The organism is Acetobacter persici (assembly GCF_018256955.1).
Taxonomy (GTDB): domain Bacteria; phylum Pseudomonadota; class Alphaproteobacteria; order Acetobacterales; family Acetobacteraceae; genus Acetobacter; species Acetobacter persici.
On record NZ_JAERKU010000002.1, the window covers coordinates 17,292 to 43,504 of the forward strand.

Sequence of the window (26,213 nt, forward strand, 5' to 3'; positions counted from 1 at the left end):
TTCGACATTCCGGGCATGGCTGTGTATTTATGCAGCCATGACACAGGACGATAGTGACGGACACACTCCAAAATCCCCTCGTAAAAAAGACCTGAAAACAGGCGGAGAGGTTTGTTTTTCATGAGCGATCAGCACGACTCTCACGCGCATTTCGGCTGGTTCAAACGCCGCAAAAATCTGACACCTGACGATATTACGGTTGTCGATACCGATATGCTCAGGCGGGCCGTAGGCGCTGCGGCTCTGGGCAACGCCATGGAATGGTTTGATTTTGGTGTGTACGGTTATATTGCCGTCACGCTGGGGAAAGTGTTTTTCCCATCAGCCGATCCGGCGGTGCAGCTTATTTCCACCTTTGCGACATTTACCGTGGCCTTTCTGGTGCGCCCTGTTGGCGGCGCGGTGTTTGGCCCGCTGGGGGACCGATATGGGCGGCAGAAGCTGCTGGCCATTACCATGATCATGATGGCGCTGGGCACGTTCTGCATCGGGCTTATTCCCTCTTACGGACAAATTGGCGTCTGGTCCCCCATTCTGCTGCTTCTGGCGCGTCTGGTGCAGGGGTTTTCCACCGGCGGGGAATATGGCGGTGCGGCGACCTTTATTGCCGAATACTCAACAGACCGGAACCGCGGGCTGATGGGGAGCTGGCTCGAATTCGGCACACTGGCGGGTTACATTGCCGGGGCTGGTGCGGTGATCGCGCTCCAGTTTCTGCTGAGTGATGCCGCCATGCTGGGCTGGGGCTGGCGTATTCCGTTTCTGGTGGCCGGGCCGCTGGGGCTGATTGGCCTGTATATGCGGACCAGACTGGAGGAAACACCGGCTTTTCAGGCCTATGCGGAACAGGCTGAAAAGCGTGAGCAGGATAAGCCGGGCTGGCGTGCCCTGCTGACGGTGCACTGGCGGCAATTGCTGAAATGTATCGGGCTGGTGCTGGTCTTTAACGTGACGGACTATATGCTGCTGACCTACATCCCCAGCTACATGACGGTCACGCTGAATTACCCGGAGAGCAAGGGTCTGCTGCTGATTATTCTGGTCATGGTGCTGATGATGCCGCTGAATATTCTGGGCGGGTATTTCAGTGACAGGCTGGGCCGCCGCCCGATGGTGATCAGCGCGTGTGTGGCTCTGTTTTTACTGGCTATTCCCAGCCTGCATCTTATCCGCAGCGGGAATGATTTCGGGATTTTCGGGGGTCTGATGCTGCTGGGTCTGGCGCTGGTCTGTTTTACCAGTTCCATGCCCTCCACCCTGCCTGCGCTGTTTTATACGCCGGTGCGCTATACGGCGCTGTCCGTTGCGTTCAACGTCTCGGTCTCCCTGTTTGGGGGCACGACACCGCTGATTACGGCCTGGCTGGTGAAAAAGACCAACATGCTGGATATGCCCGCATGGTATCTGATGGCGGCGGCGCTGATAGGCGCGCTTACCATGCTGACGGTGCGTGAGACGGCCCGCCTGCCGCTGCGTGGGTCCCCGCCTGCGGTGGCGAGTGAGGATGAAGCAGAGCGTCTGCTCAACAGCAAACAACGCCTGACAGTGGACCCGGTACCGCCCCCTGTGCCCTGAGGCACGGGATTTGTTTTTCCGGAACTGGCTTTCCCGGAACGGGTACTACCAGAACCGGGCGAGAAGGGCGTGGCCGAGCGTGACGGCATCAATGCTGAGAAATACAGCCAGCAGAGCCACGGAAATCTGGTGGCGCGCAAGGCCGGGCGCCAGCCTGCCCGCCTGCGGCATGGCGGGCAGCAGGAGCGCACAGAAGGGGAGCAGCGGCAGAAAATACCGCCCCTGAATACCGGAAATGACGTCACTCCCCACGGGTGACCAGATCACATACAGCGAGAGCATGATGCCCAGACTGCTGGCGGCCACAATGGCCAGTGTTGCCAGCACACTGCGCCTCTCCTGGCGGGCAGGGGCGGCCCCTTTCCAGAGGGCGCCAGAGAGAAACGCCAGCACCAGAACAAGCGCGGTCAGCACATAAAACTGTTTGCTGAGCGGGGTATCCAGCCAGCCCAGACGGCCGATCATCTGGCAGGCAAAAGCCGGTGCATAGAGCGCCAGCGTATGGAAGGTGACGGCGAGTGTTTTGAGGGGGTGGAGCAGCATCCAGCGGATCTGCCCGCTATCGGACACCCCTGTCTGGGCCAGAAACTGCACCTTGAAGGGGGCAATCCCGCATATAGACCACACCGCCGTTGCCAGCAGACTGAGGGTAAACGGCAGGAGCGGGCGCAGGGCATTGCGGCGGGCAAACGCCGCGGGCAGAAGGGCCGCAAGCAGCAGGGGCGGCTTGGCCATGGCAAGCAGGGCGAACAGCGCACTGATACCAAGCCAGCTGCCTGTGCTCCAGCGCGATGCGGCGGTATGGCGCGTCAGAATGGCGGCGGCCAGAGCGGCCAGGCCGATCAGAATACCATCATGTGAGCAGGAGCCCGCCAGATTGAGTGTCATGGGCAGGCTGGCAAGCACAAGTAGCCATGCTGTTCCACGGCGGCTGAGGGCAATGGCAGCCGTGCAGAGCAGGATGGTGACAAATCCGTTTGTCAGCCGGGCGACATAAAACGTCTGGAGCACGGACAGGCCGGTGAGGCGGGAGATGCGGATGGCGAGAGCTTCCGGCAGATAGCCCCCCGGCGCATAAATGGCGACATTACTGAAATCGATAAAGTCGTAGGTCTGGCTCCACGGGATGTGGGACGCCTGATCAAACGACGTGATGGAAAAATGCCGTTCCGGGTGGCCGATCAGATCGACGGTGGAGATCAGGGCGGGCAGCACGGAACTGGGGATCATCCCGCCGCTCTGGTTCCCTTTCCGCATCCCCGTCAGCTCGCCTTGCGAGACCTGTATGGCGCGGAAAAAATGCGGTCCTTCATCGGGCGTCATGCCTTCGGGCGTGAAGAACACGCTGATCACGACCATCAGGCTGGCGAAAAACAGATACAGTCTTGCCGCGCTGAAAGGGGCGCGCAGGAGAGAGACCAGAAGCTGCCTCACGCCTGAAGAACCGGGCAATGGGAGAAGGAACGCAGAGGCAGCATGGGCATATTTTCCGGAATGATGAAAATAAGAGGGGCTACAATAAGAAAAATAACAAAATCAGAATAGTATGAAACATGTGCTCTGAGCCCGTCCCGGAAAATCAACGGGGCTCTTCACGCGGAGGTGTAAAAAAGCAGCCGCTTGCGTATGGTAGCAGGACGCGGCACAGGCGGCGTCTGGCATGAGGAAGAGCAACGCGCGGTATGATCAGTCTTTTTGATATTTTCAAAGTTGGTATCGGGCCGTCTTCTTCCCATACAGTGGGGCCAATGCGGGCAGCGCTCAGATTTATGGAGGCCTGTGCGGAGCAGGATGCGGGCCAGCCAGGCGGGGCATCCCCGGTCGCGCACATCCGCGTCACGCTTTATGGCTCTCTGGCATGGACGGCCAGCGGCCACGCAACGGATAAGGCGGTTATTCTCGGCCTGTGCGGGGAACATCCGGAAACCGTCAGGCCGGACCAGACGGACGCCATGGTTGCGCGTGTGCGGGCGGAGGGCTGCCTTCCGGCGCGGAGCGGCCTGCCGCCGGTGCGGTTTGCGCCAGAGACGGATATTGTTCTGGATAAGGAAACCCAGCCCCCCAAACACCCCAATACGCTCCAGTTTGAGGCGTTTGACCAGACCGGCATTCTGCTGCGCACCGCGCGCTTCTGCTCCGTAGGGGGCGGGTTTATTGTGTCAGAAGAGGCTGCGGACAGCAGTTCCTACGCGCTGCCGGATGTGCCGCATGATGTTCGTTCTGGTGCGGACCTGCTGGCGCTCACGCAAAAAACCGGCCTGAGCATTGCGCAGATTGTGCTGGAGAATGAAAGCGCCCTGCGCCCCGCGGCCGAGGTTGTGGCGCATCTGGACCATATTGCTTCTGTCATGATGCACTGCATTGAACGCGGCGTGGCGCAGGCTGGTATCCTGCCCGGCAAGCTGCGGGTGCAGCGGCGGGCGCATGCGTTATATGAACGGCTGAAGGATAAGGACCGGCGCAATAGCAACCTGCCGCATGAAATTATGGACTGGGTGAGCCTGTTTGCCATTGCTGTGAATGAGGAAAATGCTGCCGGAGGGCGCGTTGTTACCGCCCCGACCAACGGTGCGGCGGGGGTGGTGCCTGCGGTGCTGCGCTATTATCGGGATTACTGCCCGGGGGCCACGGTGGAGGGGATGCGGGATTTCCTGCTGACAGCCTCCGCCATGGGCAGCCTGTTCAAGCTGAATGCCTCTATTTCCGGTGCGGAAGTCGGGTGTCAGGGTGAGGTCGGGGTTGCGTCCTCCATGGCGGCGGCGGGGCTGGCTGCAGTGCTGGGGGCCACGCCCGCGCAGGTGGAAAATGCAGCGGAAATTGCCATGGAACACCATCTGGGCATGACGTGTGACCCGGTGGGCGGGCTGGTGCAGATCCCGTGCATTGAGCGCAATGCGTTTGGGGCCATCAAGGCGATTAACGCGGCGTCTCTCGCACTGTGCGGGGATGGAGAACATCGCGTCTCGCTTGATCAGGTGGTGCAGACCATGGCCGAGACCGGGCGGGATATGAACCACCGTTACAAGGAAACCTCACTCGGAGGGCTTGCGATGAACTTCCCGGAATGCTGAGGCCCGGCGCTCCTGCAGGCGGTGGTGGAAGGCCGGGGCCGGGCGCGGTTGCTGTGCGGCCATAGCCGCAACGCGGGCCGGGGCGTTGGCCAGCATTTGCGGAATAAGCCGGGTTTCTGGAAGGTTTTTCCAGTATTTACGCGGCATTTCAGACAGCATGGCTTTGGTCTTGATGCGCGCCGGGTTGAAGGTGGAAACGTAATAAGTCTGCCAGAGCTGGTCGATATCATCCGACAGTCTGGGTTTGGCGCAGGACGTGGGGCTGAAGGCGCAGGTCTCCCCATTCCAGGCCAGCGAGCCTTTGGGCGTGAGGATCACCCAGTCCATATCCACAAAGCGTTTTGAAAAAAACGGTGCCACACTGGGCAGAACGTAATGGTCCGGTTCAAACCACGCATAAAAGGAGCGGCGGCCTGCCTGTGCCGCGCCATGTTCACGGAAGCGGACATAGGCGGTCATTTTATGCGTATCTTCCCGCACCTGTTTGTGCATGTACAGGGCGCGGGCAATGTCCGGGTCTGTCGCGATGCTGGCCAGAGCCGGTTCTGTCTGCGCGCGCCAGAGGATGCGATAGGCCAGAGCAAAGCGTGTCTGGTCCGCATGGCGCAGAATGGAGCGCAGCAGGGCGAGGCAGTTGCTCCGCAAAACCGGAGGCTGTGCGCCCGCTTTTGGGGTGGGGGCGACTAAAGGCGTATCAAACAGCGTTGTTTCGGCCGAGGCGCAGCGCCATTCAATTTCTTCCGGCGCGCGGTCTGCCAGAAAGCACTGGCGGGCCAGAGGCCGCCATGCGGAAAAGGATGTGTGATCATCCAGAATAAAACCGTAGGCCATGAGCAGAAACCACGTGTTCAGAAAAGGGCAAGTTGCTGGGGTTGCGGCACAAAAAGCTGGCGGAGATTCTGCTGGTCCGCCAGCCTGCCGGGGGACCAGCCGGTGGTGTAGAGAAACGGTTTGATCTTGCGGATGGAGACTTTCAGCTTTGCAAGGTCTTCCAGCCGCAGGTGCCTGTGGCGGCGTGCGGCAACAATGGCCTGCACGGAGCGCACCCCAAGCCCCGGCACCCGCAGCAGCATTTCCTTGGGGGCGCGGTTGAGGTCTATGGGGAACAAAGCGCGGTTTGCCAGAGCCCATGCCAGTTTGGGGTCCAGTTCAAGGTCCAGCATACCATCCGTGCGGGCGGCGGTAATTTCAGAAAACTGAAAGCCATAGAAACGGAAAAGCCAGTCCGCCTGATACAGCCGGTGTTCCCGCAGCAGCGGTGGCGGCCGGATGGGCAGAATGGCGGAGGCATCCGGAATGGGGCTGAAGGCGGAGTAATAGACGCGCCGCAGCTTATAGCCTGTGTAAAGTGAGGAACTGCTGGACAGGATATCGCGGTCGGTGGCCTGATCAGCCCCCACAATCATCTGTGTGCTCTGGCCGCCGGGGGCAAAACGCGGGGCTTTCCGGCCGGTGAGGGTGCGGTCTTTCGCGGCATCAATATGCGTGCGCATCTCCCCCATGGACTGGCGGATTTCCGAGGCATGTTTTTGCGGGGCGTAGTCCGCCAGTCCGCGTTCCGTCGGCATTTCCACATTGATGGAAAGCCTGTCCGCATACAGCCCGGCTTCCGCCAGAAGGGCGGGGGAGGCGTTGGGAATGGTCTTGAGGTGGATATAGCCCCGGAATTTGTGCGTCTGCCGCAACTCCCGCGCGACGCGCACCATCTGGCTCATGGTGTCATCGGATGAGCGGATGATGCCGGAGGAGAGGAACAGGCCCTCGATATAGTTCCGGCGATAGAACTCCAGCGTCAGCCAGATCACTTCATCCGGTGTAAAGCGCGCGCGTGGCACGTTGGAGGACGAACGGTTGATGCAGTACGCGCAGTCATAAATACAGAAATTGGTCAGCAGGATTTTCAGCAGGGAAATACAGCGGCCATCCGGGGTAAAGGCATGGCAGATACCGTTGCTGACAGACCCGAGCCCTTTGCTGGCGGCGGAGTCGCGCTTGCCCGCGCCGCTGGAGGAGCAGGACGCATCATATTTGGCGGCATCGGAGAGCAGCGCCAGACGGTCGGACAAGCTTTGCTTCATGATGTTCATGATATGTTCTTGTCTGGCGCATTGCAAGAGATCTCTCCTGTTCTGCCGGACTTTCCCCGCCTGCGCGGCGGAAAGCTGCGGAAACGGCTCCTGTTTTAACCTGAAACAGAAATTCACATATTCGTGCGATGAATGATTTTGAGAAGCATGTCCGCAACGGTGGGGGTATGGAGGCGTTGGGAACAGACTTTCCTCGGTCAGTGACAACCAAGAAAAAATAAAGGATCTGGTCCATGCAGATTTCCACAGAGACCCTGCTTCGGTCCTACCGCGCCATGCGCACCATCCGGGTGTTTGAAGAACGCCTGCATCGTGAATTTGCTACCGGAGAAATACCGGGTTTTGTGCATCTCTATTGCGGCGAGGAAGCCTCCGCCGTGGGAGTGTGCGCAAACCTGACGGAGCAGGATACCATTGCCAGCACCCATCGCGGCCACGGGCACTGTATTGCCAAAGGTGTTGATGTGGGCGGCATGATGGCCGAAATTTATGGCCGCAAATCCGGCGTGTGCCGGGGGAAGGGCGGCTCCATGCATATTGCCGATCTTTCCAAGGGCATGCTGGGGGCCAATGGCATTGTGGGCGGTGGCCCGCCGCTGATCTGCGGGGCGGCCCTTTCCCACAAGGTTTTAAAAGATAACGGCGTGGCCGTCGCCTTTTACGGGGATGGCGCCTCGAATGAAGGTACGACGCTGGAAAGCCTCAATCTGGCGACGGTCTGGCAACTGCCTGCGGTGTTTGTGGTTGAAGATAACGGCTATGGCGAGGCCACCGGCGCGTCCTACGCCTGTGCGGGCAACCAGAAGGACCGCGCTGCCGGGTTTGGCATGCCGTATATGGAATGTAATGGCTCGGACTTCTTTGCGGTGCATGATGCCGCGCGCGATGCCATTGACCATGCCCGCTCCGGCAAGGGGCCGGTGATGCTCCATGTGCATCTGGAACGCTGGTACGGGCATTTTGAAGGCGATTCCATGAGCTATCGTGCCTCGAACGAAGTGGCCGATGCCAAGAAAAACCGTGACTGCCTTGAGAGTTTCCGCAAACGCGTTGAGCAGGACAAACTGCTTGAGCTGAGCGCGCTGGATGAGATTGACGCCGCCGTGGCGGATGAGGTGGAAAGCGCCGTTCAGGCCGCCAAGCAGGCTCCCTGGCCGGAAGAGGCGGACCTCATGGCCGATGTCTACGTCAAGATCTGACGCATTTCAGATGACGCCACACGCACTGCCGTGTGAGCAACCAGCCCGGAAGGGAAGAGACCTATGAGCAAGAAAAGCTTTCGTCAGGCGATTAATGAAGCGCTGCGTCAGGAAATGCGCCGCGACCCCACTGTTGTGCTGATGGGGGAGGACGTTGCCGGTGGGCAGGGTGGTTCTTCCGGCGTGAAGGACGCATGGGGCGGGGTGCTTGGTGTGACCAAGGGCCTGCTGACCGAATTTGGGGAAAGCCGTGTGCTGGACACCCCGATTTCTGAAGCCTCCTACATTGGGGCCGCGGCCGGTGCGGCGGCCACGGGTCTGCGCCCGGTGGCGGAACTGATGTTTGTGGATTTTGTTGGCTGCTGTCTTGATCAGATCATGAATCAGGCCGCAAAATTCCGCTATATGTTTGGGGGCAAAGCCCGCACCCCACTGGTGATCCGCGCGATGTATGGCGCAGGCTTCAATGCGGCGGCCCAGCATAGTCAGGCGCTTTATCCGCTCTTTACGCATATTCCGGGGCTGAAGGTGGTTGTGCCGTCTTCCCCGTACGAGGCGAAGGGGCTGCTGATCGAGGCCATTCGTGATGATGATCCTGTAATCTTCCTTGAAAACAAAGTCATGTATGACGATGAGGAAGAGGTTCCGGATGAGGCCTACACCATCCCGTTTGGGGAAGCGAACCTGACGCGCGAGGGGAATGATGTGACCATTGTGGCCATTGGCCGCATGGTGGGCATGGCGAACGAGGCTGCGGACCGGCTGGCAAAACAGGGTATTTCCTGTACCGTGCTGGACCCGCGCACCACCTTCCCGCTGGATGAGCAGACCATTCTGGAATGTGTGGAAGATACGGGCCGCCTTGTGATTGTTGATGAATCCAGCCCGCGCTGTAACATGGCGTGTGATATTTCCGCCCTAGTGGCCGAGCAGGCGTTCGGGGCGCTCAAGGCCCCGATCCGCCGCGTTGTGCCGCCGCATACGCCCGTGCCGTTTTCCACCCCGCTGGAAAAACTTTACATGCCGAACGCGGACAAGATCGAGGCTGCGGTCAAATCCATCATGATGCAGAAAACGCCAGAGGTTGCCTGAACAATGACACATGCACTGACAGCCCTGACCATGCCCAAATTCGGTCTGGCCATGACCGAGGGTAAGCTCGCCTCCTGGACCGTTTCCGTCGGTGATACGGTGCGGGAAGGGGATGAAGTGGCGGATATTGAAACCAGCAAGATCACCAGCGGGTATGAAAGTCCGGCCTCCGGTGTCCTGCGCAGGCAGGTGGCGCAGGCGGGGGAAACCCTGCCTGTTGGTGCGCTGCTGGGTGTTGTGGCGGATGCCGAGGCGTCAGACGCCGAGATTGAGGCGTTCATTGCCAGCTTCAAAGCCGATACGGAAGAAGAGGGCAGCGAGGATGCGGGCGCTGCAAGTGCGGAACCGCGTCTGGTCACGGCGGGGGAGTATACCCTGAACGTGCGGGATGCCGGGCGGCGTGACGGTGTGCCGCTCCTGCTGATCCACGGTTTTGGCGGTGATCTGACCAACTGGATGCTGAATCAGGATGTTCTGGCCCGGCATCATCGGGTTATTACGTTTGACCTGCCGGGGCACGGCGCATCGTCCAAGGATGTGGGGGATGGGTCCGTTACCATTCTGGCTGAAGCGGTCTCTGAATTGCTGAAGGCGCTGAATGTCCCGCGTGCGCATATCATGGGTCATTCACTGGGTGGGGCAATTGCGCTGGCGCTGCTGCGGGATTACCCGGATACGGTTGCGTCTCTGACGCTGATCGCCCCTGCCGGACTGGGCCGCGAGGTGAATGCGCAGGGTCTGCACGATATGGTGGAGGCCGACCGCACGCGGGATATGCAAAATGCCTTGCAGGCTCTTGTGTATGATAAATCCCTCGTGGGCCGGAAAATGGCAGATAACGTGCTGAAGGTCCGGCGTCTGGACGGCGCGCGTGACGCCCTGCGGGCGATTGAGGCCGCCTGTTTTGGCAATGGTCAGCAGTCGTTTGATCTGCGGCCGGTGCTGGATGCGGCCCGTATTCCGGTCACGCTCTTCTGGGGCGAAGAGGATGAAATCCTGCCCGTAACCGGCGCAAAAAATACGCCTGACTTTGTTGTAAAGCACCTGCTGCCACAGGTTGGGCATATGCCGCAGCTTGAAAAAACGGCGGAGCTGAACCGTCTGGTTGAGGCGTTTTTAGAAAAGTCTCAGGTTGCGGCGTGACCTCTTAAAATACTGACATGGGCGGCATCATGCGGGAGCATGGTGCCGTACTGGTCTGAATAGTGGGAGGCGAAGGCTTCCCGCTCCAGCCGTTCACAATAATCCAGATAGCGGATTAACGCGCGCTGGCCGCGCAGCGTGTTGCCGTAGGTGCGTTTGTAATGCTTCCACAGCATCAGCACGTTGACGGACCATGCATCATACGCATGCTCCGCCACCCGCTGCCGGACCAGTGGCGGGAGTTGGTCAAACGCCTGCCAGTCATCCCCGGTGTAGCGCCGCCACATCGCGTCGCGCAGGGTGCGTTCATTGGAGAAATCAGCCTCAGGCATAGGCTTCTTCCTCCTCTTGCTGGCGATGCCGCCAGACGGGGAAGGGGTCAGTGAGGCCAGCATAGGCTTCCGGCCGGAAGCGTTCCTTGTCCTGCGGGGCAAGGCAGGCGTCCAGCGCGGCGCGGAGGGCTGCTTCGTCCATATCCACTGTGCCAATAAAAACAATTTCCTGCCTGCGGTCTCCGTAAACAGGGTCCCACCTGTTCACCAGCATGTCTTTCCAGTCTTCATCTTCCGGCCAGTGCTCGGGAGGGATCACGCACCACCACAGGCCCATCGCCTGTGTGCGGACCAGTGCGCCCGCCTGCCCAAGTTCCCCCACCCATTCCGGCCGGGTGGCAAGCCAGAAATGCCCTTTGGCGCGCACCACACCGGGCCATGAGGCATCAATAAAAGCCTTGAATTTTTCAGGAATAAACGGGCGGCGGGCACGGTAGACAAAGGTATGGATGCCGTATTCTTCAGTTTCGGGCACATGCTCGGCGGCCCCGTAAAGTTCTTTATACCACAGCGGGTGCTGTTCTGCTTTGGCGTGGTCAAAACGGTGCGTGTTCAGAACACGGTCCAGCGGCACCTTGCCCATATCGGTTTCAATCAGATCCGCATCGGGGTTGAGCGCGCGGATAATCTGTTTCGCGGCGTCACGCTGTTCCGGTGTGGCGGTGGATGCCTTGTTCAGAACAACGACATCGGCAAACTCAATCTGCTCCACCAGCAGGTCCACCAGAGCGCGGTCATCGTCCTCGCCAGCGGTTTCTCCCCGGTCTTTCAGGAAATCGGTGGAGGCGTAATCCCTGAGCAGGTTTACGGCATCCACCACCGTCACCATGGTATCCAGCCGCGCGATATCCAGCAGGCTCTGGCCTTCTTCATCCCGGAAGGAGAAGGTGGCCGCTACGGGCAGAGGTTCCGCAATCCCGGTCGATTCAATCAGCAGATAATCAAACCGGCCTTCATCCGCCAGCCGTCGCACTTCTGTCAGCAGGTCATCGCGCAGGGTGCAGCAGATGCAGCCGTTGCTCATTTCCACCAGTTTTTCATCCGTGCGGGAGAGGTCTGATCCTCCCCGCACCAGATCGGCGTCAATATTCACGTCACTCATATCATTCACAATCACCGCGACGCGGCGGCCTTCACGATTGTTGAGAATATGGTTGAGGAGTGTGGTTTTCCCGGCCCCCAGAAAGCCGGAGAGGACGGTAACAGGCAGCAGGGTGGTCATGATGCGTCTTCCTTCGGATTGCGGTTCCGGGTGTCTATATGATACGTTATATCATAACATATACTTAAAGCGAAACCCTATGCTGACCATGCTCGCCCCCTTCCATTACCCCACCGCAGATGCCGCTTTTCAGGCTCTTGCGCAGCCGGACTGCCATATTGCGCTGGCAGACCGCACTCTGCCGCGTGATCTGGAGCAGGCCGCGCAGGCGTTTCTGCATGATGGCCCCTCTCTGATTCTGACAGCAGGCTCCTCTGGACAACTGGAAGAAGAACTGGCGTCCGCCTTTACGCCCGCAACGCGCGTGCTGCTGGAAGATGCGCTGGGGCTGGCCCGGCAGTATTGCGCGGCAACCGGGATGGACGCCGTGCGCTTTCGGCTGGAGCGGATTACTCATGACAGTTGCCGCCGCTTCCATGTGGATCATGTTGTGTTGCGGCTGCTGTGTACCTATGTGGGGCCGGGTGTGCAGTGGCGGCGGGTCGAGGCGGGAGAAAATGCGACGGTGCATCAGGCTGACGCCGGAGCTGTGGCATTGCTCAAAGGCGGCTGCTATCCCGGCTGGCAGCCGGAGGGGGCGGTGCAGCACCGGTCTCCACCCCTTTCCACGCTGGCCGTGCCCACCACGCGCCTGTTGCTGACACTGGATGCCCCGCAGGCGTGCGGTATGTCCGAGGACCAGCGGAGGATTATCCGGGATTAGGAAAATCTATACAGTGAGGCTTATTTTATACAAATCCTGCTACAGAAGAAAAGCGTGACGCATGAAGGGGGAAGCAGAGACGTCTTCCTCCCTCTGACGAAAGAGCGTGGGCTTTAAGGCGTGACCGGAGAGGCCTGATGCACTTTGAGCCAGCTTGCGGCGGTATCAAGGGTGATCGTCGCGGGTTTGTAGGCCTCTGGCGGTGCCGTGAAAATGGAACTGACATATGTTTGCGGGTTCCGGTCATAGAGCGGGAACCAGCTTGACTGCACCTGCACCATAATGCGGTGGCCGGGGCGGAAGGTGTGGTTCATGACCGGCAGCCGGAACTGGTAAAGCTGGGGTTTGCCTGCCGGAATGGCCTCCGGGTGTTCAAAGCTTTTCCGGTAGCGGCCCCGCAGAATGTCACTGCTGACCATAAGCTGATAGCCGCCGAGTTCACGCTGTTCCGGCACTTCATCCGGGTAAACGTCAATCAGCTTCACCACAAAATCACCATCCGTACCGGTGGTGGTGGCTGTCAGATGCACCAGAGGCTGGCCGTCCAGAGCGATGGGTTTTGTCAGCACGGGCGAGGTAAAGGTGGCCACGTCCGGTCGGGATGCCGCGTTACGCTGGTCTGTGGAAAGCCAGTCATCCCACACGGAGCCGGGGGCGTCACGGGTAATAACCGGGCGCTGAACATAGGGCACAGGATGCGCCGGGTCCGCCAGATAGCTGACAGATCCTGACGTGCTGGCAGAGGCGTTCAGGGAGAGTTGATGCTGTGCCGTCAGATGCAGGGTTGCGCAGTCTTGTGTGCAGTCCTGCTCGGGCAGGGCGCTGCGTGTTTCCCACGTGTCTGACCCGCTGCGATAGGCTGAAACGCGGCCGGGCAGCGGGATCGCGTCATCTTTCAGATAATGCGCCAGAAACGGCTCAAGGATTGTCCGGCGGAAATACAGGCCGGTATCAGAATGGAGCCTGATGGGGCCAAGGGTGCTGGCGTCCTTGATCTCGCCGCCGTGGTTCCACGGCCCCATGGCCAGCCAGAGGTTCGGCTGGTCCGCCTGTTTGTGCTTCAGCGCGTAATAGAGCGCAATATCTCCATAGTTATCTTCCTGATCCCACAGGCTATGAACAAGCAGGGTTGGAACGCTGAGGCGCTGCGTGGGGACCAGGCGGTCCAGCGCCTGCTGCTGCCACCAGCTATCATACGCAGGGTGGGCCAGAATTTGCCGGAAGAAGCCGATCTGCTCCATGCCGCGCTCCTTGCCCAGTTGCCCGGCGGAGACGGAATTCAGGAAAAGATCATAATTGTCATACTGGTTGCTCCACCAGATAACAGATTTTTTCCGGGTGGCGTCCTGATTGTAAATATAGGACAGCATTTCCTCACGGAAGGCACCGTTATGGAACCAGTCATCCCCCATCCAGCCATCTACCATCGGGTTCATAGGGACGGAGACTTTCAGGGCGGGGTGCGGGTTGAACAGGGCCGTCAGGGCTGTGTATCCATCGTAAGACACACCAAGAATCCCAACCTTGCCGTTGCTTTGCGGGATATTGTGCACCAGCCATTCAATGGTGTCCCATGTGTCTGTGCTGTGGTCCACTTTGGTCGGGTTTAAGGGGCCGCGCAGCGGGCGGTTCATCACATAGTCCCCTTCGGACCCGTATTTGCCCCGTACATCCTGCACAACGCGGATATAGCCGCCATCCACAATCACATCGGGCATGTTGTCATACCCCTGAAGGATGGAGCGCAGGGTGCCGCTGTCCGCCTTGGAGGTCATGCGTGTGGCATTATACGGTGTGCGCGTGAGCAGAATGGGGGCGTTCTGCGCGGCTTTGGGAATAAGGATCACGGTATGGAGCTTCACGCCATCCCGCATGGGGATCATTACATCGCGGCGGATGAAGTCGAATCTTTCTGTATTGACCGTGAAGGTTTCAGGCATGTCCGGGGCAATATCGGCACCTGTGGCGGCGTTCTGTGCGAGAGCGGGGGTTGAAAGGGCTGTCACGCAGAGCAGCATCAGAAGAGTTTTGACCATAGGTTCCCTGACCATAATACGGATAGGCCTGTGTTCTGTCAGGCAGGTAATGTTGTCTCCCGGCGTGGCGGCAGAGGTGGCGTGTACCAGTACAGGGTATATTTCGTTTCGGGACCAGATGCGTCAACAGGCCATACGGAGCAGATGTGATAACTTCAGGTTAAGGTTTAAGGCGGGAAGGAAGGCAGGAACGTAGGAAGGCAGGCTGCATGCATGGACGTATGGCCGCCTCTGGTCAGCCCCACGCCGGGGATGACTGCGGTTAGGGGGTGGGCCGTTGTGGGGCAGGCGGGCTGGTTTATGGGGCTGAGGATTTACAGTCAGGCACGTTGATGGCAGAGGCGCCGTGTGCGTCAAACCAGACCGTGCCGTCGTCGACCATAGCTTCCCCATTGTGCACAAACATGTCGTGCGGGACGGCGCGCTGGAGGCTGAGCCGGACACAGGGCGTGAAAATACGGGGCCATGCCGCAAAAAGAGCTTCCGGTGTCTTGAGAATTTGCGTGTGCTGAGCATTGATCCTTAATGGCCATGACACCAGTTTTGCAGTGTCCGCTTTATTCCCGCTGAGGGCGCTTTGCAGGAAGTGTCTGACCATTGCTTCAAAAACCGCAGGCGGAGCGTCTGTGACAGACTCATACAGTGTGTCCGGGGTGAGAGAGTCTGTTGTCACCAGATTCAGGAGAACGGGATAGGTCTGTGTGCCTTTCTGCCAGGTTCCGGCCAGTTCCGTGGCAGATTGCAGGGAGAGGGGCTTTGTGGCTGTTTTATCGGTGGTTGTAAAATGCAGCGAGAAATGGCCACCGCCCGGTTCATCCAGCGTAATCTGCTCACCGGTAATCTGGCCAGTGAGGGGAATATCCACCAGATTTTTTGTATAGAAATAGCTTGCAGCAGTCAGTTTCTGATCCGGCAGGACAGAAAGGGTCGCCCCGATGCGATAGGGGCCGAGGGTGCCGAGTAACCGGTAGTTTTCAGCTTCCGGGTGTGATGTGGCCGCAGCTGGGGCCAGGTCTGCCGGAGGGCCGGGCGGAGAGGCTGGCGTACCGGCGGTGGCACCTGCGGGGGCGATGGCAAAGGTAAAAAGGCTGAACGCCAGAAAGGCAGTGGCTCTTCGCATCATCATCCGGTCTTTCTGCTGTAAGAGGTGGGGGAAAGCGGTGCAGGCGTGTCAAACGTCTGCGGGGTGGTGTGGGAGGAGGCGTGGTGTGCGTGGTGGGGTGTCGTTGAGGGACGATACTGCAGGAACGGCAGGAGGGTAAACATGATTTGTGAAATCTGTGGAACAGACTTTCCGTGCACGGCGGACAGCCAGTGCTGGTGTATGCAGGTGCCTCACGCTATCCCGCTCCCTGCCGGGGAGGCTCCGGGGTGCGTGTGCCCGGCCTGTCTGGAAAACCTGATCCGGCAGTCTCGTGCCGGGGAACACGTCTCTCCAGAGCCGGCATGACGGGTGATGGGACCTGATTTATTGAAAAACAGAAAAACATAATTTCAATAAGAGATGATTTTATAAAACAGTTTTGCAAAATGCAGGTCGGGGTTGCATGAGGTGAGCGCATTGCCGTTGCGCAGTATAAAGCAGCGGAGTTTTGATGCAGATCAAAGGCGGTTAGGGCAAAGCTGAGGAAACTGTCTTCGGTAAGCACAGGAGCCTGAAACGGGCGAAGCCTGAGGGCCTGTTGCACGGAACGGAAGGATGTTCGGATGACCACCACGGCCAGCACAAACAAGACAGTCGAGATTGCAGGCACCCGCTATGAGATGCTGGGCACCATGAATGACGGGGACTGCAAGGTGCGTCTGAAAAACCCCGGCGGAGAGGTTGTGGAAATGACCTGTGATTCCTTTATCAACCAGCTCAATAACGCCAGCGCCCGCTATCTGTAACCGGACTGGAGAGCCTGTGCGCCGGGTGTGCTGCGGAGAGGCAGGACGCCGGGGCACAGGCCTGAGCAAGGTTTTCTGGAGTTCCTGACGGTGCGACTGGCCGGAAGGAGAAGGACGGCGAAGTCCGGGTGCTGCGCAACGCAGGTCCGGGCTTACTGGCCGTGCAACGGGTGGCCTGCTGAGGCACCACACCGGGATCATCTGGCAACAGACTGCCTGTAACGGGGTTTGCGCCAGAAGGAAGCCTGACCAGATACAAACGCCCCCGGCGGAGCAGAGCCGCCGGGGGCGTTTGTGCGTTTTGGGGAGAAGTCCCTGCGTTTTTAGTTTTTAGTCCATGCGGACAGATGGGCGGACAAAGCGGTCCAGCCAGTCCGTCAGGCAGGCAATGGCCCCGCGCGGAACGCCGTACAGTTCAAACTGATGCTGGCGGTACAGTGCCGTGTGGCCCAGCCGGGCGCTCAGCCCGTTGAGCGCGCCGCCACCAAAGGTCTTGCCATCCGCAAAGGCGCCCCAGCCGTTGTAATTGCCCAGCGCGACAATCGCGCCCTTGTTGTTGAACTTGAAGGGCGGCACCGGCGTCTGGCTGACAATCCATTGCGGCAGATATTTTGCCAGATGGTGGGCTTCCTGCCGGGCAACCTGTGCTGTGGGCGGGAGGGGGCTTTCTGTGATGAAAGAACAGTCCCCAACCGCAAAAATCCGCTCGTCCAGTGTGGTTTGCAGATTGGCTTTCACCACAAGCTGGCCGCCACGGGCACATTCCAGACCGTCCATCTCCTGCGTGACATCCGGGGCTTTGACCCCGGCCGCCCAGACGCGGAACTGTGCATCCACGCGGGAGCCGTCTTTCAGGATAAAGCCTTTTTCATCCACCCCGCTAACCATTGCCCCGGTGCGGACGGAAATTTTCAGGGATTCAAGCTGCTGCCGGGCTTCCTCGGAAACCTTTTCGGGGAAGGACGGCAGGATGCGCGGCCCGGCTTCCAGCAAGGTGATGCGCATGTCCGGCGTTGTGGGCGTAAAGTTGTAGAGCGAGCCGATATCCAGCGCCTTGTGCAGCTCCGCAGCAAGCTGTACGCCCGTGGCCCCCCCGCCGACAATGGCAATATCCAGCGGCGTGCCGCGCCCGTAGGCTTGCAAAATGGCATGGCGGAAGCGTTCATTAAAATTGTTTGCCTCCACCACATTATCCAGAAAAATGCAGTGTTCTTTAACGCCCGGTGTGCCGAAGTCATTCGCGCGGCTGCCAATGGCGAAAATCAGCGCGTCATAATCCAGATGCCGCTCTTCCAGAATAATTTCCTCATCATCCTGCTCGGTCAGCGGGGCGAGGGTGATGCGGCGGGCCGTGCGGTCCAGACTGGAAATTTCGCCATAGCAGAAGCGGAAGCCGTGCCCCGCTGCGTGAGAGACAAAGGTAATGCGGTCATTCTCGTTACGGGCAGTCCCGGCGGCAAAGCAGTGGAGCATAGGCTTCCAGACATGGCTGAACCCTTTATCCACCAGGGTGATATCCAGCTTGCCTGCGCGGCCCATGCTGTGTCCCAACCGTGTGGCGAGTGCCAGGCCGGCAATGCCGCCCCCCACAATAACCAGACGAAACCGATCACTCATAACGTCATTATCCTTTCGTGTTCCGCCCGTGCCACAAGCCACTCTCAGAGGCCAGTATCAGCGGCGGAACAGATCTGCGCAACACACCGGCTCTTGAGGTCACGCAAATGTCTTTATGCAGGCGGGCTGGCCTGCTCAGCCTGCGGAAAGATCCACAAGGCCAATCAGCCCGTCTTCAGTCCCAAATCCCAGCAGGCATCCGTCTGGACTATAGGCCAGCGCGCTGATGGCGCTGGTGCCGTTCAGACAGACCGGAAGAACCCGTTGCGATTCCGGTTCGATCATAATAACAGACCCGTCCGCAAAGCCAGCCGCCAGAATTTCCTGCTCCGGGTTATAGGCTACGCGGGTGCAGAGCGCACCGCCCATACCCGGCAGTTCCGTCGGCGGTTTGCCCATGGGGCCGCCCCCAAAAAAGGGCCAGAGCACCACAACATCCGCACCGCTGGTGGCCAGCCACTTTCCCGTGCGGGAGAAGGACATGGACTTCACTTTGGTGGGGTAGCCGCTCATGCGGATATTGTGCCCGTCCGACAGCCGCCAGCCATGCAGGTCATTATCCTGCATGGAGGTGATCAGGGCCTCGCCAGCCGGATGGATTGCAATGCCGGTATGGCTGCCTTTCCATTCAAGCGGGCGCACGCTCTCACTTTTGGGCTGCGTGTACCACACGGAAGCACCGTTGTAGTGGGATGCCGCTATCCGCTTGCCCTTGGCGTCAAACACAATGCCAGTCACGGAGGAGGGATGCTCCAGCGTTTTCAGCACGGCCTCGCCCCGGCCATCCCGCAGTTCAACCTGCTTGCCTGCCGCGCTGGCGATGTAGGCTGTCTTGGCGTCGACATGCGTGGCGATATGCTCAACCCAGCGGCGGGTCTTGCCGAGTTCTTCCACTTCTCCGTGCATGTCCAGACGGCACAGGCGGCCATCATCCCCGCCGGTCAGGAAGCCGGAAGGGTCTGTATCCGGAGCAAGGGCAAGGGCCGCGCCATCATGCACGGCATAGGTTGCCCAGCTTGCCGGTTCCCGCAGGTCAGCCCGGTGGGCGATAATCACATCGCCTTCTGCTGTGGTGAAGGCAAAGCGCATGTTATCGCGCGAGGCCGTGCAGGCGGTGATATGGCCGTCCACAGTGCGGGATGCGCCGCGCTTTTCAATCAGGCCGCGCAGGGTGCTGGAGGTGCTCATGAAACAGCGCAGCTTTCAAACCCGCGCCGAAGCTGGGGCCGGTTGAGGTTACGACCAATAAAGACAAGGCGGGATTCTTTGGCCTCGCCCTCTTTCCACGGGCCGATGGAATTGCCGTCTGCCATCATATGCACGGCCTGAAACGCAAAGCGGTCCGGCTGGCCTTCAAAATTCAGAATGCCTTTGGTGCGCAGGATATCGGTGCCTTTTTCCTGCAACAGCGCGCTGATCCACATCTGGAAGCGGCCTGCATCCAGCGGGGTTTTGAGGGTGAGGGAAATGCTGTTCACATCTTCCTCGTGATGATGGTGGGTGTTTTCCAGAAAGTCCGGCACGGCGGAGAGGGTACGCTGGAGGTCAAACCCGCCAACATCCATCACATCCGTCAGCTTCACGTTACCTTTCTGCGCTTTATGGATAGGCGCGAAGGCGTTCAGCTTGCGGATGGCGTCTTCCACCGCTTTAAGCTGAGCCTCGTCCACCAGATCAGTTTTGTTGAGGATGATCACATCCGCAAAGGCGATCTGCTGGTGGGCTTCCGGGCTTTCCTTCAGCGTTTGCAGGAAGTTCAGCGCATCCACCACGGTAATCACGGCATCCAGCCGCGTTTTGGCGCGCACGTCCTCATCCGCAAAAAAAGTCTGAGCAACCGGTGCGGGGTCAGCCAGGCCTGTGGTCTCAATAATAATGCCGTCAAACTTGTTCCGGCGCTTCATCAGGCTGCCCAGAATACGGATCAGATCACCGCGCACGGTGCAGCAGATGCAGCCGTTGTTCATTTCGAACACTTCTTCATCGGCATCGACCACGAGGTCATTATCCACGCCAAGTTCACCGAACTCGTTAATGACGACAGCATATTTGCGGCCATGTTCCGCCGTCAGAATATGGTTGAGCAGCGTGGTTTTGCCCGCACCCAGAAAGCCCGTCAGAACCGTGACGGGAACCAGTGTATCCGCAGGATCGGACGTGGGGGACGCATCGGACATGAAGCAAGGTCTCCGTTAAGATTACATTCGTGCCTCTTCATATAGGGGGCCGGAGCGCGGAGGGCCAGAGACGGGGCTGAGTTGTTTTGGAGAGCTTCTGCAAGAGGGGGGACGGAGACGTCTGAAAGACGGACAAAAGAAACCTGCGGGCGTAATAATTAACAAACAGTATATAATGCTTTTTTATGGTCATTTTTTAGACAAAAAAAGAACGATTTTTTTTGAGTAAAACTTAACAAAAAGGATTCGTTGGGCTGCGCGGTCTTCTCATATTTTCCAATATATTCTTATTTTATATATAGATATCTAATATGTAATTTTTATATCTTTGATTCTAATGGGAAAAGACACTCTTCACGGAAGAGTGAGGCTGGTGGATAAAAATTAATAAGCCTTGAGAGGCTTTCATGTGCTGTAAAAAAAATGGAACAAAACATTCCTTATTTTTTCTGAATTTTTCAGAGAGGGAATGTATGGCCTTATTCATGTATTAAATAAGGCACGTTTGTGGCTTGTCTGGATAAAATTAACAGGAGGTCACGTTATGGCTCAATACACTGGAACAACGGCCTCAGGCCTTGTTTATACAGCATCCTCCACCAACATTGGGGTGCCCCCCCTTCTCGGAACGGTTGTCTATGACGTCACAATTGCAGGAAGTGACGGAACGACTATTAAAACTCTTTCTGGCCTGACTGCGGGTATCCAAATTATCGGTCTTTCTGTTGCACCAACGGGAAATGTCGTTACTGGAAGTGATAGTATTACGACTCTTGTTGGTCTTGTCGGCGCGACCTATGTGACGATGCCGGGCAGTACGGGCGATATTAACATTGTTGCCAATGCGGTCAGTGGTAATACGTACTACATTGGTGGCAATACAGATATTAATATTGCTGTTAATGCGCTTTCCGGAAATACGCTCAATATTTACGGAGGTACGGCAACCTTCTCCGGAAGTCTTGTTGCAGGACTGCTTTCTGGATCGACAATCAATATTGGTTATGGCGGGACTTATTCCGGCTCCGTCGGGCTGATCAATATTCTGAGTGGCTCGACCGTTAATTTTCAGGACGGTGGCGGTACACTAATCCTGAATGCGGATAATCAGGTGCTCAACCTTCTTGCCACGACAGGTGTGCATGGGGTGACGTTTAATAATTATGATCCGTCTGTTGATACAATCGAGCTACAGAACACGGTTCAGCCGATTGGAAGTTATCAGATTTCGACATCTGGTTCAGGAAAAACAATTACTCTATATGGAACGAACGGGACAGATGTTGTTGCGAGCTATGCTGTTAACACGGCAAGCGGCGTAACCCTGCCTGACGGCGTTTATACGAGTATCGGCAGTCATGATCAGAGCGTTAATCCGCTTGAAATCACATATAGCAATGGCAATACCTATATTGGTGCCTGCTTCCTCGCCGGGTCCATGATCCGTACTCCGCAGGGCGAACGGGCGGTTGAATCGTTAACAATTGGTGAGACCGTTCTGGTTTTTGAAAACGGCCAGCCGGTTGAACGTCCAATTGTCTGGACGGGCAAGGCGCTGGCGCACGTGCGCGCTGGTCTGCCCGATGATGAGGCCGGTTATCCCGTGCGCGTTATGAAAAACGCGATCAGTTCTGGTGTGCCGGACCGTGATCTGCTGGTAACGCCGGAACATTGCCTGTATTTTGAAGGGCATTTTATTCCGGCCCGCATGCTGGTGAATGGCCGCACGGTACTGTTTGACCGCAGCGTTACCACATATACCTATTATCATATCGAGACCGCGCAGCATTCCGTGATCACGGCCAATAATGTGCAGACGGAAAGCTATCTGGATACGGGCAACCGTGGCAGCTTCCGCCCGTATGGAACGGTCTCGCGGATCAGTGGTTCTCAGGCGCGGAGCTGGGCTGAAGATGCCGCCGCGCCGCTGATGGTGGAACGGCATGGAGTGGAACCGGTTTTCCGGGAGCTTCTGGCCCGCGCCGAGGCCATGGGGGTGCCGGAAGCTGCTCGGGCTCCCGCACTGACGACGGAATCCGGCCTGCATCTGGTGACTGAAGACGGGCGTCTGCTGCGCTGCATGCGTACAGTACGCGGGCAGGCCCTGTTTATGGTGCCGGGGTCTGTGCAGGCTGTGCGTCTGCTCTCCCGCACCAGCCGCCCGTGTGATGTGCACGGACCTTTTGTGGATGACCGTCGTGCCCTCGGTGTCTGCGTGGGCGAGGCTGCGTTCCAGCTTGGCGGAGCTGTAGTGCCGGTGACGGTCCATAAGACTGAAGCGTCTCTGACTGGCTGGGCTGAACTGGAGGGTGGGGCAGGACGCTGGACCATAGGCGACGCCCTGCTCCCGCTGCCAGCGCGCGCGCCGGAGAGTTTTGGGATACTGAGCCTGCAAATTCTGGCAGGTGGTCCTTACGTTGAGCAGGAAACTGAAGAGGCGTCCCGCGTTTCAGGGATCTGATTTTTCCTCAGTTTTTTAAGAAGAGCAGGAGAGGCTCGGCATTTATGCCGGGCCTTTTTTCATGCGTAAATTTTCCGGTGATTTTAATCAGTATTTAATAGTTTTATTTTAAATAACAGAGTCGGTTTAAAGAAGTTATTCCTTAATGAAAGATTAAGATATGACCGACTATACAAATTCTTCAGGGGTTGTTTACTCTGTTAACGTCGCGGATACTGACTGGTTTGGTAATCCTTCCTCTTACACCGTAACGATCAAGGATCCGGATGGAACAGTCACAGATCTGGGGACTTTGAGCAGCGGGAACGTCCTCACAAAAAGCGGGGGCACGCTCTCTATTGTTTCCGTCCTGGGTATCGGCGGAGGCGATTATGTCATTCCGCCGGGCATCACCGGAACGGTTACCACTGTGGTTTCCCTTCTGAGTAATGCAAATGTTTATGTGGGTGGTACAGCAACTATTACGACGGCTGTTTCCGCTCTTAGTGGCGTTACTGTGAATGTGGATGGCGGCACAGCCACCATGGGAAACAACCTGCTGGCAGGGGCGCTTTCGGGGTCAACCGTTAACCTGACCAATGGCGGCACCTTCAGCAACGGCGCTGGTCTTATCGCGCTTCTGAACGGTTCAACCATCAACTTTGGCACGGGCGGCGGGACTTTTATCGCCAATGCGGGCGGCACTGTGCTGAATCTTTCCTCAACGACCATCACGGGGTTTGATGCGGCCAAGGATTATATTTCTTTCGAAAACCTGTCTTCCACGCCAGCAAGCTATTCTATTAGCAGCTTTCTTGGGTCCCAGACCATCACCGTCTATGACGCAAACAAGACGACAATTGCGACCGTGAGCGTGGACGGGGATAATTTTGCAACCGGCAATTACTCTACCAGTGCTGCTGGTCCTCTCACTGTGTCCAGCGATGGTAAATCCCTGAGCATTGAAGCTGTCGGGTCTGTCTGCTTTCTGGCCGGAACAGTACTCAGCACGCCCACGGGCGACATTGCGGTTGAAGATGTGCAGGTGGGCGATAGCCTGCTGACGTTTAAAAACGGCAAGCCTGTTGCGCAGCAGGTTATCTGGGTTGGCTCCCGCAAGGCGGACGTGCGCCCCGGTCTGCCGCTGGATGAAGCTGGCTGGCCGGTCCGGGTGCGTCAGGGCGCTCTGGCAGACGGCGTGCCCAGCAAGGATTTGCTGATTACTCCGGAACATTGCCTGTATCTGGACGGGCAGTTTGTGCCGGTGCGTATGCTGGTGAATGGGGAGACCATTGCCTATGACCAGACGATCCGCGCTTATACCTACTACCATGTGGAAACCGAGCAGCATGCGGTCATCATGGCTGACGGCGCACTGACGGAAAGCTATCTGGATACGGGCAACCGCCGGGCCTTCCGTCAGGCTGGCACGGTTGTGCGGATCCCCGGTCTGGCACGCAACTGGGCTGATGATGCCGCCGCCCCGCTGATGACGGCGCGTGAGGCTGTTGAGCCGCTGCACCACTCTCTGGCCCTGCGGGCAGAAAAGCTGCGGGCTGCTCAGTCTGACGTGACGACTCCTGTGGAAGAGGCCGTTCTGACAACAGACCCCGACCTGCATCTGGTGACGGAAAGCGGTGCCATCATTAACAAAGCCCGCACGCATAACGGGCAGGCCATCTTTATCGTGCCGCCGCATGTGCAGACTGTGCGTCTGGTGTCCCACGCCAGCCGCCCTGTGGATACCATTGGCCCGTTTGTGGATGATCGCCGCATGCTGGGTGTGCTGGTCGGGCGTATGATGCTGCAGGACGGCAACCGTGCAGATGCCCGTATTCTGGAACCGGCAGCGGGGACACTGATCAACGCAGGCTGGCATACCGCGGAAGCCGGGCAGAGCGCACGCTGGACCAGCGGCAACGGCCTGCTGTCTCTGGGTGCCCGGAAGCCCGGAGCATTCGGGATGCTGATGGTTGAGGTGCTGGCCGGTGGCCCGTATCGCGTCCAGCAGGCTACGGCGCAGGATCGCGCTGTATCCTGAACACGTTTTGCTCTCAGCGGTCCGATGCTCAAAAAGCCGGGCCGCTGATGGCAGACAAGGCATTCCTGAGAGACAGAAGGAAACGCTCCATTCTGTCGTGCTCATAAAATAAACTCAGAGAGCCTGCCTTTTCTTACGGAAAGGCAGGCTTTTTCGTGTGCGGGAGGATGCGGGCTCTCTCTGTCTGCCGCGCTGTTTACTGGTTGCGGCCCATCGTGTCCGTTGCCGGGTTGGGCGGTGTGGAACTGTTGGGGCGTGGGTCTGCGGAGCGCAGGAAGCGGACGGCCAGTGCGCCATAAAGGGCATGGCTGCACAGGGCGCGGGAGACACCAAATGCCAGAAAGGCGCTGGCCAGCAGAGCAAGGGTGATCTGCTGGTTGTCACACATTTCCATGACAATGACGGTGGCTGTCAGCGGTGCCTGTGTCACGGCGGCGAAATACGCCACCGTGCCCAGCAGCACGACCGCGCCGGGTGAGGTATGCGGCAGATACTGTGCCACCCAGCCGCCCATGCCAGCCCCCACGGACAGGGAAGGCGCAAACAGCCCGCCCGGAATCCCGGAGCAGTAGGAAACGATGGTGGCCAGAAATTTCAGTACGAAATAGGAGGCCGGATAATCCCCGGACCCCATGATGATATCGCGCGCCTGCACATAGCCCGTGCCGTAGCTCATGCCGCCGGAGAGCAGGCCGATAATGGCCAGAACCAGCCCGCACAGGGCCGAGAATAGAATGGGATGCTGGGCAATGAACTTGCCCATCCGGCCCGGTATGCCGCGTGAGATACGGATCAGCAGGGCGGAAAAGGAGCCACCGCTCAGCCCGCCCAGAATGCCGCAGGTCAGCACCGCCAGCCAGCTTGCCCCAACCGGCACCACGGAACTGGTATGGCCGAAATAGGTATAGTTCCCCACCATGGCGATGGCGGTTACACCGGCAATCACCACACAGGTCAGCATGGTGCCGCTGGTACGCTGCTCATAGGAATGGGCGAGTTCTTCAATGCCAAACACAATGCCTGCCAGAGGCGTGTTGAATGCCGCGGCCACACCGGCGGCCCCGCCTGCTTTGATCAGAGCGCGTTGCTTGATGGGGTCATGCACGCCCATAAACCGCCCGACCGTGTGCATGATGGAAGCGCCGACCTGCACCGTCGGCCCCTCACGCCCGATGGAACCGCCCGAGAGCAGGCCCAGACAGGTGAGGAAGATTTTGGCCAGCGCAATTTTCAGCGCCAGAACTTTGTCTACAATGCGGAAGTCATTCAGGTGCATGCAGGCAATGGCCTGCGGAATACCGCTGCCCTGTGCCCCCCGGAACCATGTGCGCGTCAGCCAAGTGGACAGAGCCAGCCCGCCGGGGGTGACAACCAGCATCAGCCAGGGGCTGAACGCGATGATCTGGCTGCGCAGCCCCGCGGCCTTATCGGCCAGAAACGCAAATGCAACCGCCACCACGCCGACCATCACCGCACCGGACCAGTAGATCAGCTTGCGCCGCCAGTTTACCGTGCCGGCTTTTGCCTGTTCCCGTAAATGGCGGAGCTGGGCGGACGTGACGGGCACGCTGGCAGACATGGACAATCC

General features: G+C 58.5%; 22 protein-coding genes. 10 read left to right on the top strand and 12 right to left on the bottom strand.

Translation table 11 applies throughout. The features are described 5' to 3' along the window. The first annotated feature begins 120 nt into the window (after positions 1-120). The gene (gene proP / locus JK199_RS02290; RefSeq protein ID WP_212355581.1) at positions 121-1,575 is read left to right on the top strand and encodes a glycine betaine/L-proline transporter ProP; all 1,455 of its coding nucleotides are present in this window, start codon (positions 121-123) and stop codon (positions 1,573-1,575) included. Positions 1,576-1,620: 45 nt separating this feature from the next. Here the strand turns inward: proP and JK199_RS02295 are convergent, their stop codons facing one another. Further along, positions 1,621-3,009 carry a DUF2142 domain-containing protein gene (locus JK199_RS02295; protein WP_212373637.1) on the bottom strand — a complete coding sequence of 463 codons (1,389 nt, stop codon included), beginning with the start codon at positions 3,007-3,009 and terminating at the stop codon, positions 1,621-1,623. 248 nt (positions 3,010-3,257) lie between these two features. Here JK199_RS02295 and JK199_RS02300 point away from each other — a divergent pair, with 248 nt between their 5' ends. Beyond that, positions 3,258-4,646, top strand: coding sequence for an L-serine ammonia-lyase (locus JK199_RS02300; RefSeq protein ID WP_212373645.1), 1,389 nt, complete (start codon positions 3,258-3,260; stop codon positions 4,644-4,646). Here JK199_RS02300 and JK199_RS02305 read toward each other — a convergent pair. After that, on the bottom strand, positions 4,608-5,477 hold the full coding sequence (locus JK199_RS02305; protein ID WP_212373647.1) for a TIGR03915 family putative DNA repair protein: 870 nt from the start codon (positions 5,475-5,477) through the stop codon (positions 4,608-4,610). The two genes, JK199_RS02300 and JK199_RS02305, sit on opposite strands and share 39 nt — an antisense overlap. Positions 5,478-5,494: 17 nt before the next feature. Beyond that, positions 5,495-6,724 carry a putative DNA modification/repair radical SAM protein gene (locus tag JK199_RS02310; protein ID WP_212374051.1) on the bottom strand — a complete coding sequence of 410 codons (1,230 nt, stop codon included), beginning with the start codon at positions 6,722-6,724 and terminating at the stop codon, positions 5,495-5,497. Between the two features lie 242 nt (positions 6,725-6,966). Here JK199_RS02310 and JK199_RS02315 point away from each other — a divergent pair, with 242 nt between their 5' ends. The 3 genes from JK199_RS02315 to JK199_RS02325 all read left to right on the top strand — a co-directional run bounded on the left by JK199_RS02315 (position 6,967) and on the right by JK199_RS02325 (position 10,167). Then, complete coding sequence (locus JK199_RS02315) at positions 6,967-7,932, top strand: thiamine pyrophosphate-dependent dehydrogenase E1 component subunit alpha (protein WP_086655092.1); 966 nt, start codon at positions 6,967-6,969, stop codon at positions 7,930-7,932. A gap of 63 nt (positions 7,933-7,995) precedes the next feature. Next, a complete protein-coding gene (locus JK199_RS02320) occupies positions 7,996-9,024 on the top strand; it encodes an alpha-ketoacid dehydrogenase subunit beta (RefSeq protein WP_086655093.1) in 1,029 nt (342 codons plus the stop codon). Positions 9,025-9,027: 3 nt separating this feature from the next. Next, a complete protein-coding gene (locus JK199_RS02325; protein ID WP_212373649.1) occupies positions 9,028-10,167 on the top strand; it encodes an acetoin dehydrogenase dihydrolipoyllysine-residue acetyltransferase subunit in 1,140 nt (379 codons plus the stop codon). Here the strand turns inward: JK199_RS02325 and JK199_RS02330 are convergent. Together JK199_RS02330 and zigA are read right to left on the bottom strand one after the other, a co-directional pair. Continuing rightward, entirely contained in the window at positions 10,152-10,499 is a 348-nt protein-coding gene (locus JK199_RS02330; RefSeq protein WP_025829214.1) for a DUF6525 family protein, read from the bottom strand. The genes JK199_RS02325 and JK199_RS02330 overlap by 16 nt on opposite strands. Continuing rightward, positions 10,492-11,721 carry a zinc metallochaperone GTPase ZigA gene (zigA, locus tag JK199_RS02335; RefSeq protein ID WP_212373656.1) on the bottom strand — a complete coding sequence of 410 codons (1,230 nt, stop codon included), beginning with the start codon at positions 11,719-11,721 and terminating at the stop codon, positions 10,492-10,494. Before zigA ends, JK199_RS02330 begins: the two co-directional genes overlap by 8 nt. Before the next feature lie 79 nt (positions 11,722-11,800). Between zigA and JK199_RS02340 the strand changes: the two genes are divergently transcribed. After that, positions 11,801-12,424 carry a DUF1826 domain-containing protein gene (locus JK199_RS02340; RefSeq protein ID WP_212373659.1) on the top strand — a complete coding sequence of 208 codons (624 nt, stop codon included), beginning with the start codon at positions 11,801-11,803 and terminating at the stop codon, positions 12,422-12,424. Between the two features lie 113 nt (positions 12,425-12,537). On the opposite strand, the gene JK199_RS02345 is transcribed toward JK199_RS02340, so the two are convergent. The 3 genes from JK199_RS02345 to JK199_RS02355 form a co-directional block, all read right to left on the bottom strand. Beyond that, the gene (locus tag JK199_RS02345; protein WP_244984843.1) at positions 12,538-14,475 is read right to left on the bottom strand and encodes a CocE/NonD family hydrolase; all 1,938 of its coding nucleotides are present in this window, start codon (positions 14,473-14,475) and stop codon (positions 12,538-12,540) included. Between the two features lie 283 nt (positions 14,476-14,758). Continuing rightward, positions 14,759-15,586, bottom strand: coding sequence for a hypothetical protein (locus JK199_RS02350; RefSeq protein ID WP_212373661.1), 828 nt, complete (start codon positions 15,584-15,586; stop codon positions 14,759-14,761). Then, complete coding sequence (locus tag JK199_RS02355) at positions 15,583-15,726, bottom strand: hypothetical protein (RefSeq protein WP_212373662.1); 144 nt, start codon at positions 15,724-15,726, stop codon at positions 15,583-15,585. The genes JK199_RS02350 and JK199_RS02355 overlap by 4 nt, the downstream gene beginning before the upstream one ends. Here JK199_RS02355 and JK199_RS16035 point away from each other — a divergent pair. Both JK199_RS16035 and JK199_RS02360 read left to right on the top strand, forming a co-directional pair. Then, the gene (locus JK199_RS16035; protein WP_408742319.1) at positions 15,725-15,910 is read left to right on the top strand and encodes a cysteine-rich CWC family protein; all 186 of its coding nucleotides are present in this window, start codon (positions 15,725-15,727) and stop codon (positions 15,908-15,910) included. The two genes, JK199_RS02355 and JK199_RS16035, sit on opposite strands and share 2 nt — an antisense overlap. Positions 15,911-16,167: 257 nt before the next feature. Next, on the top strand, positions 16,168-16,350 hold the full coding sequence (locus JK199_RS02360; protein ID WP_212373664.1) for a hypothetical protein: 183 nt from the start codon (positions 16,168-16,170) through the stop codon (positions 16,348-16,350). Between the two features lie 330 nt (positions 16,351-16,680). Here the strand turns inward: JK199_RS02360 and JK199_RS02365 are convergent, their stop codons facing one another. From JK199_RS02365 to JK199_RS02375, 3 genes are all read right to left on the bottom strand, one after another. Continuing rightward, on the bottom strand, positions 16,681-17,967 hold the full coding sequence (locus JK199_RS02365; RefSeq protein ID WP_212373666.1) for an NAD(P)/FAD-dependent oxidoreductase: 1,287 nt from the start codon (positions 17,965-17,967) through the stop codon (positions 16,681-16,683). A gap of 135 nt (positions 17,968-18,102) precedes the next feature. Further along, positions 18,103-19,155, bottom strand: coding sequence for a WD40 repeat domain-containing protein (locus JK199_RS02370; RefSeq protein ID WP_212373668.1), 1,053 nt, complete (start codon positions 19,153-19,155; stop codon positions 18,103-18,105). Continuing rightward, positions 19,152-20,144 (bottom strand): CobW family GTP-binding protein, encoded by a 993-nt coding sequence (locus JK199_RS02375; RefSeq protein ID WP_077930369.1) that lies wholly within the window; start codon positions 20,142-20,144, stop codon positions 19,152-19,154. Before JK199_RS02375 ends, JK199_RS02370 begins: the two co-directional genes overlap by 4 nt. A 544-nt stretch (positions 20,145-20,688) precedes the next feature. On the opposite strand from JK199_RS02375, the gene JK199_RS02380 reads away from it, so the two are divergent. Together JK199_RS02380 and JK199_RS02385 are read left to right on the top strand one after the other, a co-directional pair. Further along, complete coding sequence (locus JK199_RS02380; protein WP_212373670.1) at positions 20,689-22,605, top strand: Hint domain-containing protein; 1,917 nt, start codon at positions 20,689-20,691, stop codon at positions 22,603-22,605. Positions 22,606-22,765: 160 nt separating this feature from the next. Then, complete coding sequence (locus JK199_RS02385; RefSeq protein WP_212373672.1) at positions 22,766-24,625, top strand: Hint domain-containing protein; 1,860 nt, start codon at positions 22,766-22,768, stop codon at positions 24,623-24,625. A gap of 196 nt (positions 24,626-24,821) precedes the next feature. On the opposite strand, the gene JK199_RS02390 is transcribed toward JK199_RS02385, so the two are convergent. Then, positions 24,822-26,204 (bottom strand): chloride channel protein, encoded by a 1,383-nt coding sequence (locus JK199_RS02390; protein WP_077930367.1) that lies wholly within the window; start codon positions 26,202-26,204, stop codon positions 24,822-24,824. Positions 26,205-26,213: the final 9 nt, after the last annotated feature.

Bases quoted from the DNA above. Each gene is read 5' to 3' on its own strand.
- JK199_RS02390 (WP_077930367.1), bottom strand. From the start codon at position 26,204: ATGTCTGCCAGCGTGCCCGTCACGTCCGCCCAGCTCCGCCATTTACGG.
- proP (WP_212355581.1), top strand. From the start codon at position 121: ATGAGCGATCAGCACGACTCTCACGCGCATTTCGGCTGGTTCAAACGC.
- JK199_RS02315 (WP_086655092.1), top strand. From the start codon at position 6,967: ATGCAGATTTCCACAGAGACCCTGCTTCGGTCCTACCGCGCCATGCGC.
- JK199_RS02380 (WP_212373670.1), top strand. From the start codon at position 20,689: ATGGCTCAATACACTGGAACAACGGCCTCAGGCCTTGTTTATACAGCA.
- JK199_RS02305 (WP_212373647.1), bottom strand. From the start codon at position 5,477: ATGGCCTACGGTTTTATTCTGGATGATCACACATCCTTTTCCGCATGG.
- JK199_RS02360 (WP_212373664.1), top strand. From the start codon at position 16,168: ATGACCACCACGGCCAGCACAAACAAGACAGTCGAGATTGCAGGCACC.
- JK199_RS02300 (WP_212373645.1), top strand. From the start codon at position 3,258: ATGATCAGTCTTTTTGATATTTTCAAAGTTGGTATCGGGCCGTCTTCT.
- JK199_RS02340 (WP_212373659.1), top strand. From the start codon at position 11,801: ATGCTGACCATGCTCGCCCCCTTCCATTACCCCACCGCAGATGCCGCT.
- JK199_RS02355 (WP_212373662.1), bottom strand. From the start codon at position 15,726: ATGTTTACCCTCCTGCCGTTCCTGCAGTATCGTCCCTCAACGACACCC.
- JK199_RS02370 (WP_212373668.1), bottom strand. From the start codon at position 19,155: ATGAGCACCTCCAGCACCCTGCGCGGCCTGATTGAAAAGCGCGGCGCA.
- JK199_RS02385 (WP_212373672.1), top strand. From the start codon at position 22,766: ATGACCGACTATACAAATTCTTCAGGGGTTGTTTACTCTGTTAACGTC.
- JK199_RS16035 (WP_408742319.1), top strand. From the start codon at position 15,725: ATGATTTGTGAAATCTGTGGAACAGACTTTCCGTGCACGGCGGACAGC.
- JK199_RS02365 (WP_212373666.1), bottom strand. From the start codon at position 17,967: ATGAGTGATCGGTTTCGTCTGGTTATTGTGGGGGGCGGCATTGCCGGC.
- JK199_RS02320 (WP_086655093.1), top strand. From the start codon at position 7,996: ATGAGCAAGAAAAGCTTTCGTCAGGCGATTAATGAAGCGCTGCGTCAG.
- zigA (WP_212373656.1), bottom strand. From the start codon at position 11,721: ATGACCACCCTGCTGCCTGTTACCGTCCTCTCCGGCTTTCTGGGGGCC.
- JK199_RS02375 (WP_077930369.1), bottom strand. From the start codon at position 20,144: ATGTCCGATGCGTCCCCCACGTCCGATCCTGCGGATACACTGGTTCCC.
- JK199_RS02350 (WP_212373661.1), bottom strand. From the start codon at position 15,586: ATGATGATGCGAAGAGCCACTGCCTTTCTGGCGTTCAGCCTTTTTACC.
- JK199_RS02325 (WP_212373649.1), top strand. From the start codon at position 9,028: ATGACACATGCACTGACAGCCCTGACCATGCCCAAATTCGGTCTGGCC.
- JK199_RS02345 (WP_244984843.1), bottom strand. From the start codon at position 14,475: ATGGTCAGGGAACCTATGGTCAAAACTCTTCTGATGCTGCTCTGCGTG.
- JK199_RS02330 (WP_025829214.1), bottom strand. From the start codon at position 10,499: ATGCCTGAGGCTGATTTCTCCAATGAACGCACCCTGCGCGACGCGATG.
- JK199_RS02310 (WP_212374051.1), bottom strand. From the start codon at position 6,724: ATGAAGCAAAGCTTGTCCGACCGTCTGGCGCTGCTCTCCGATGCCGCC.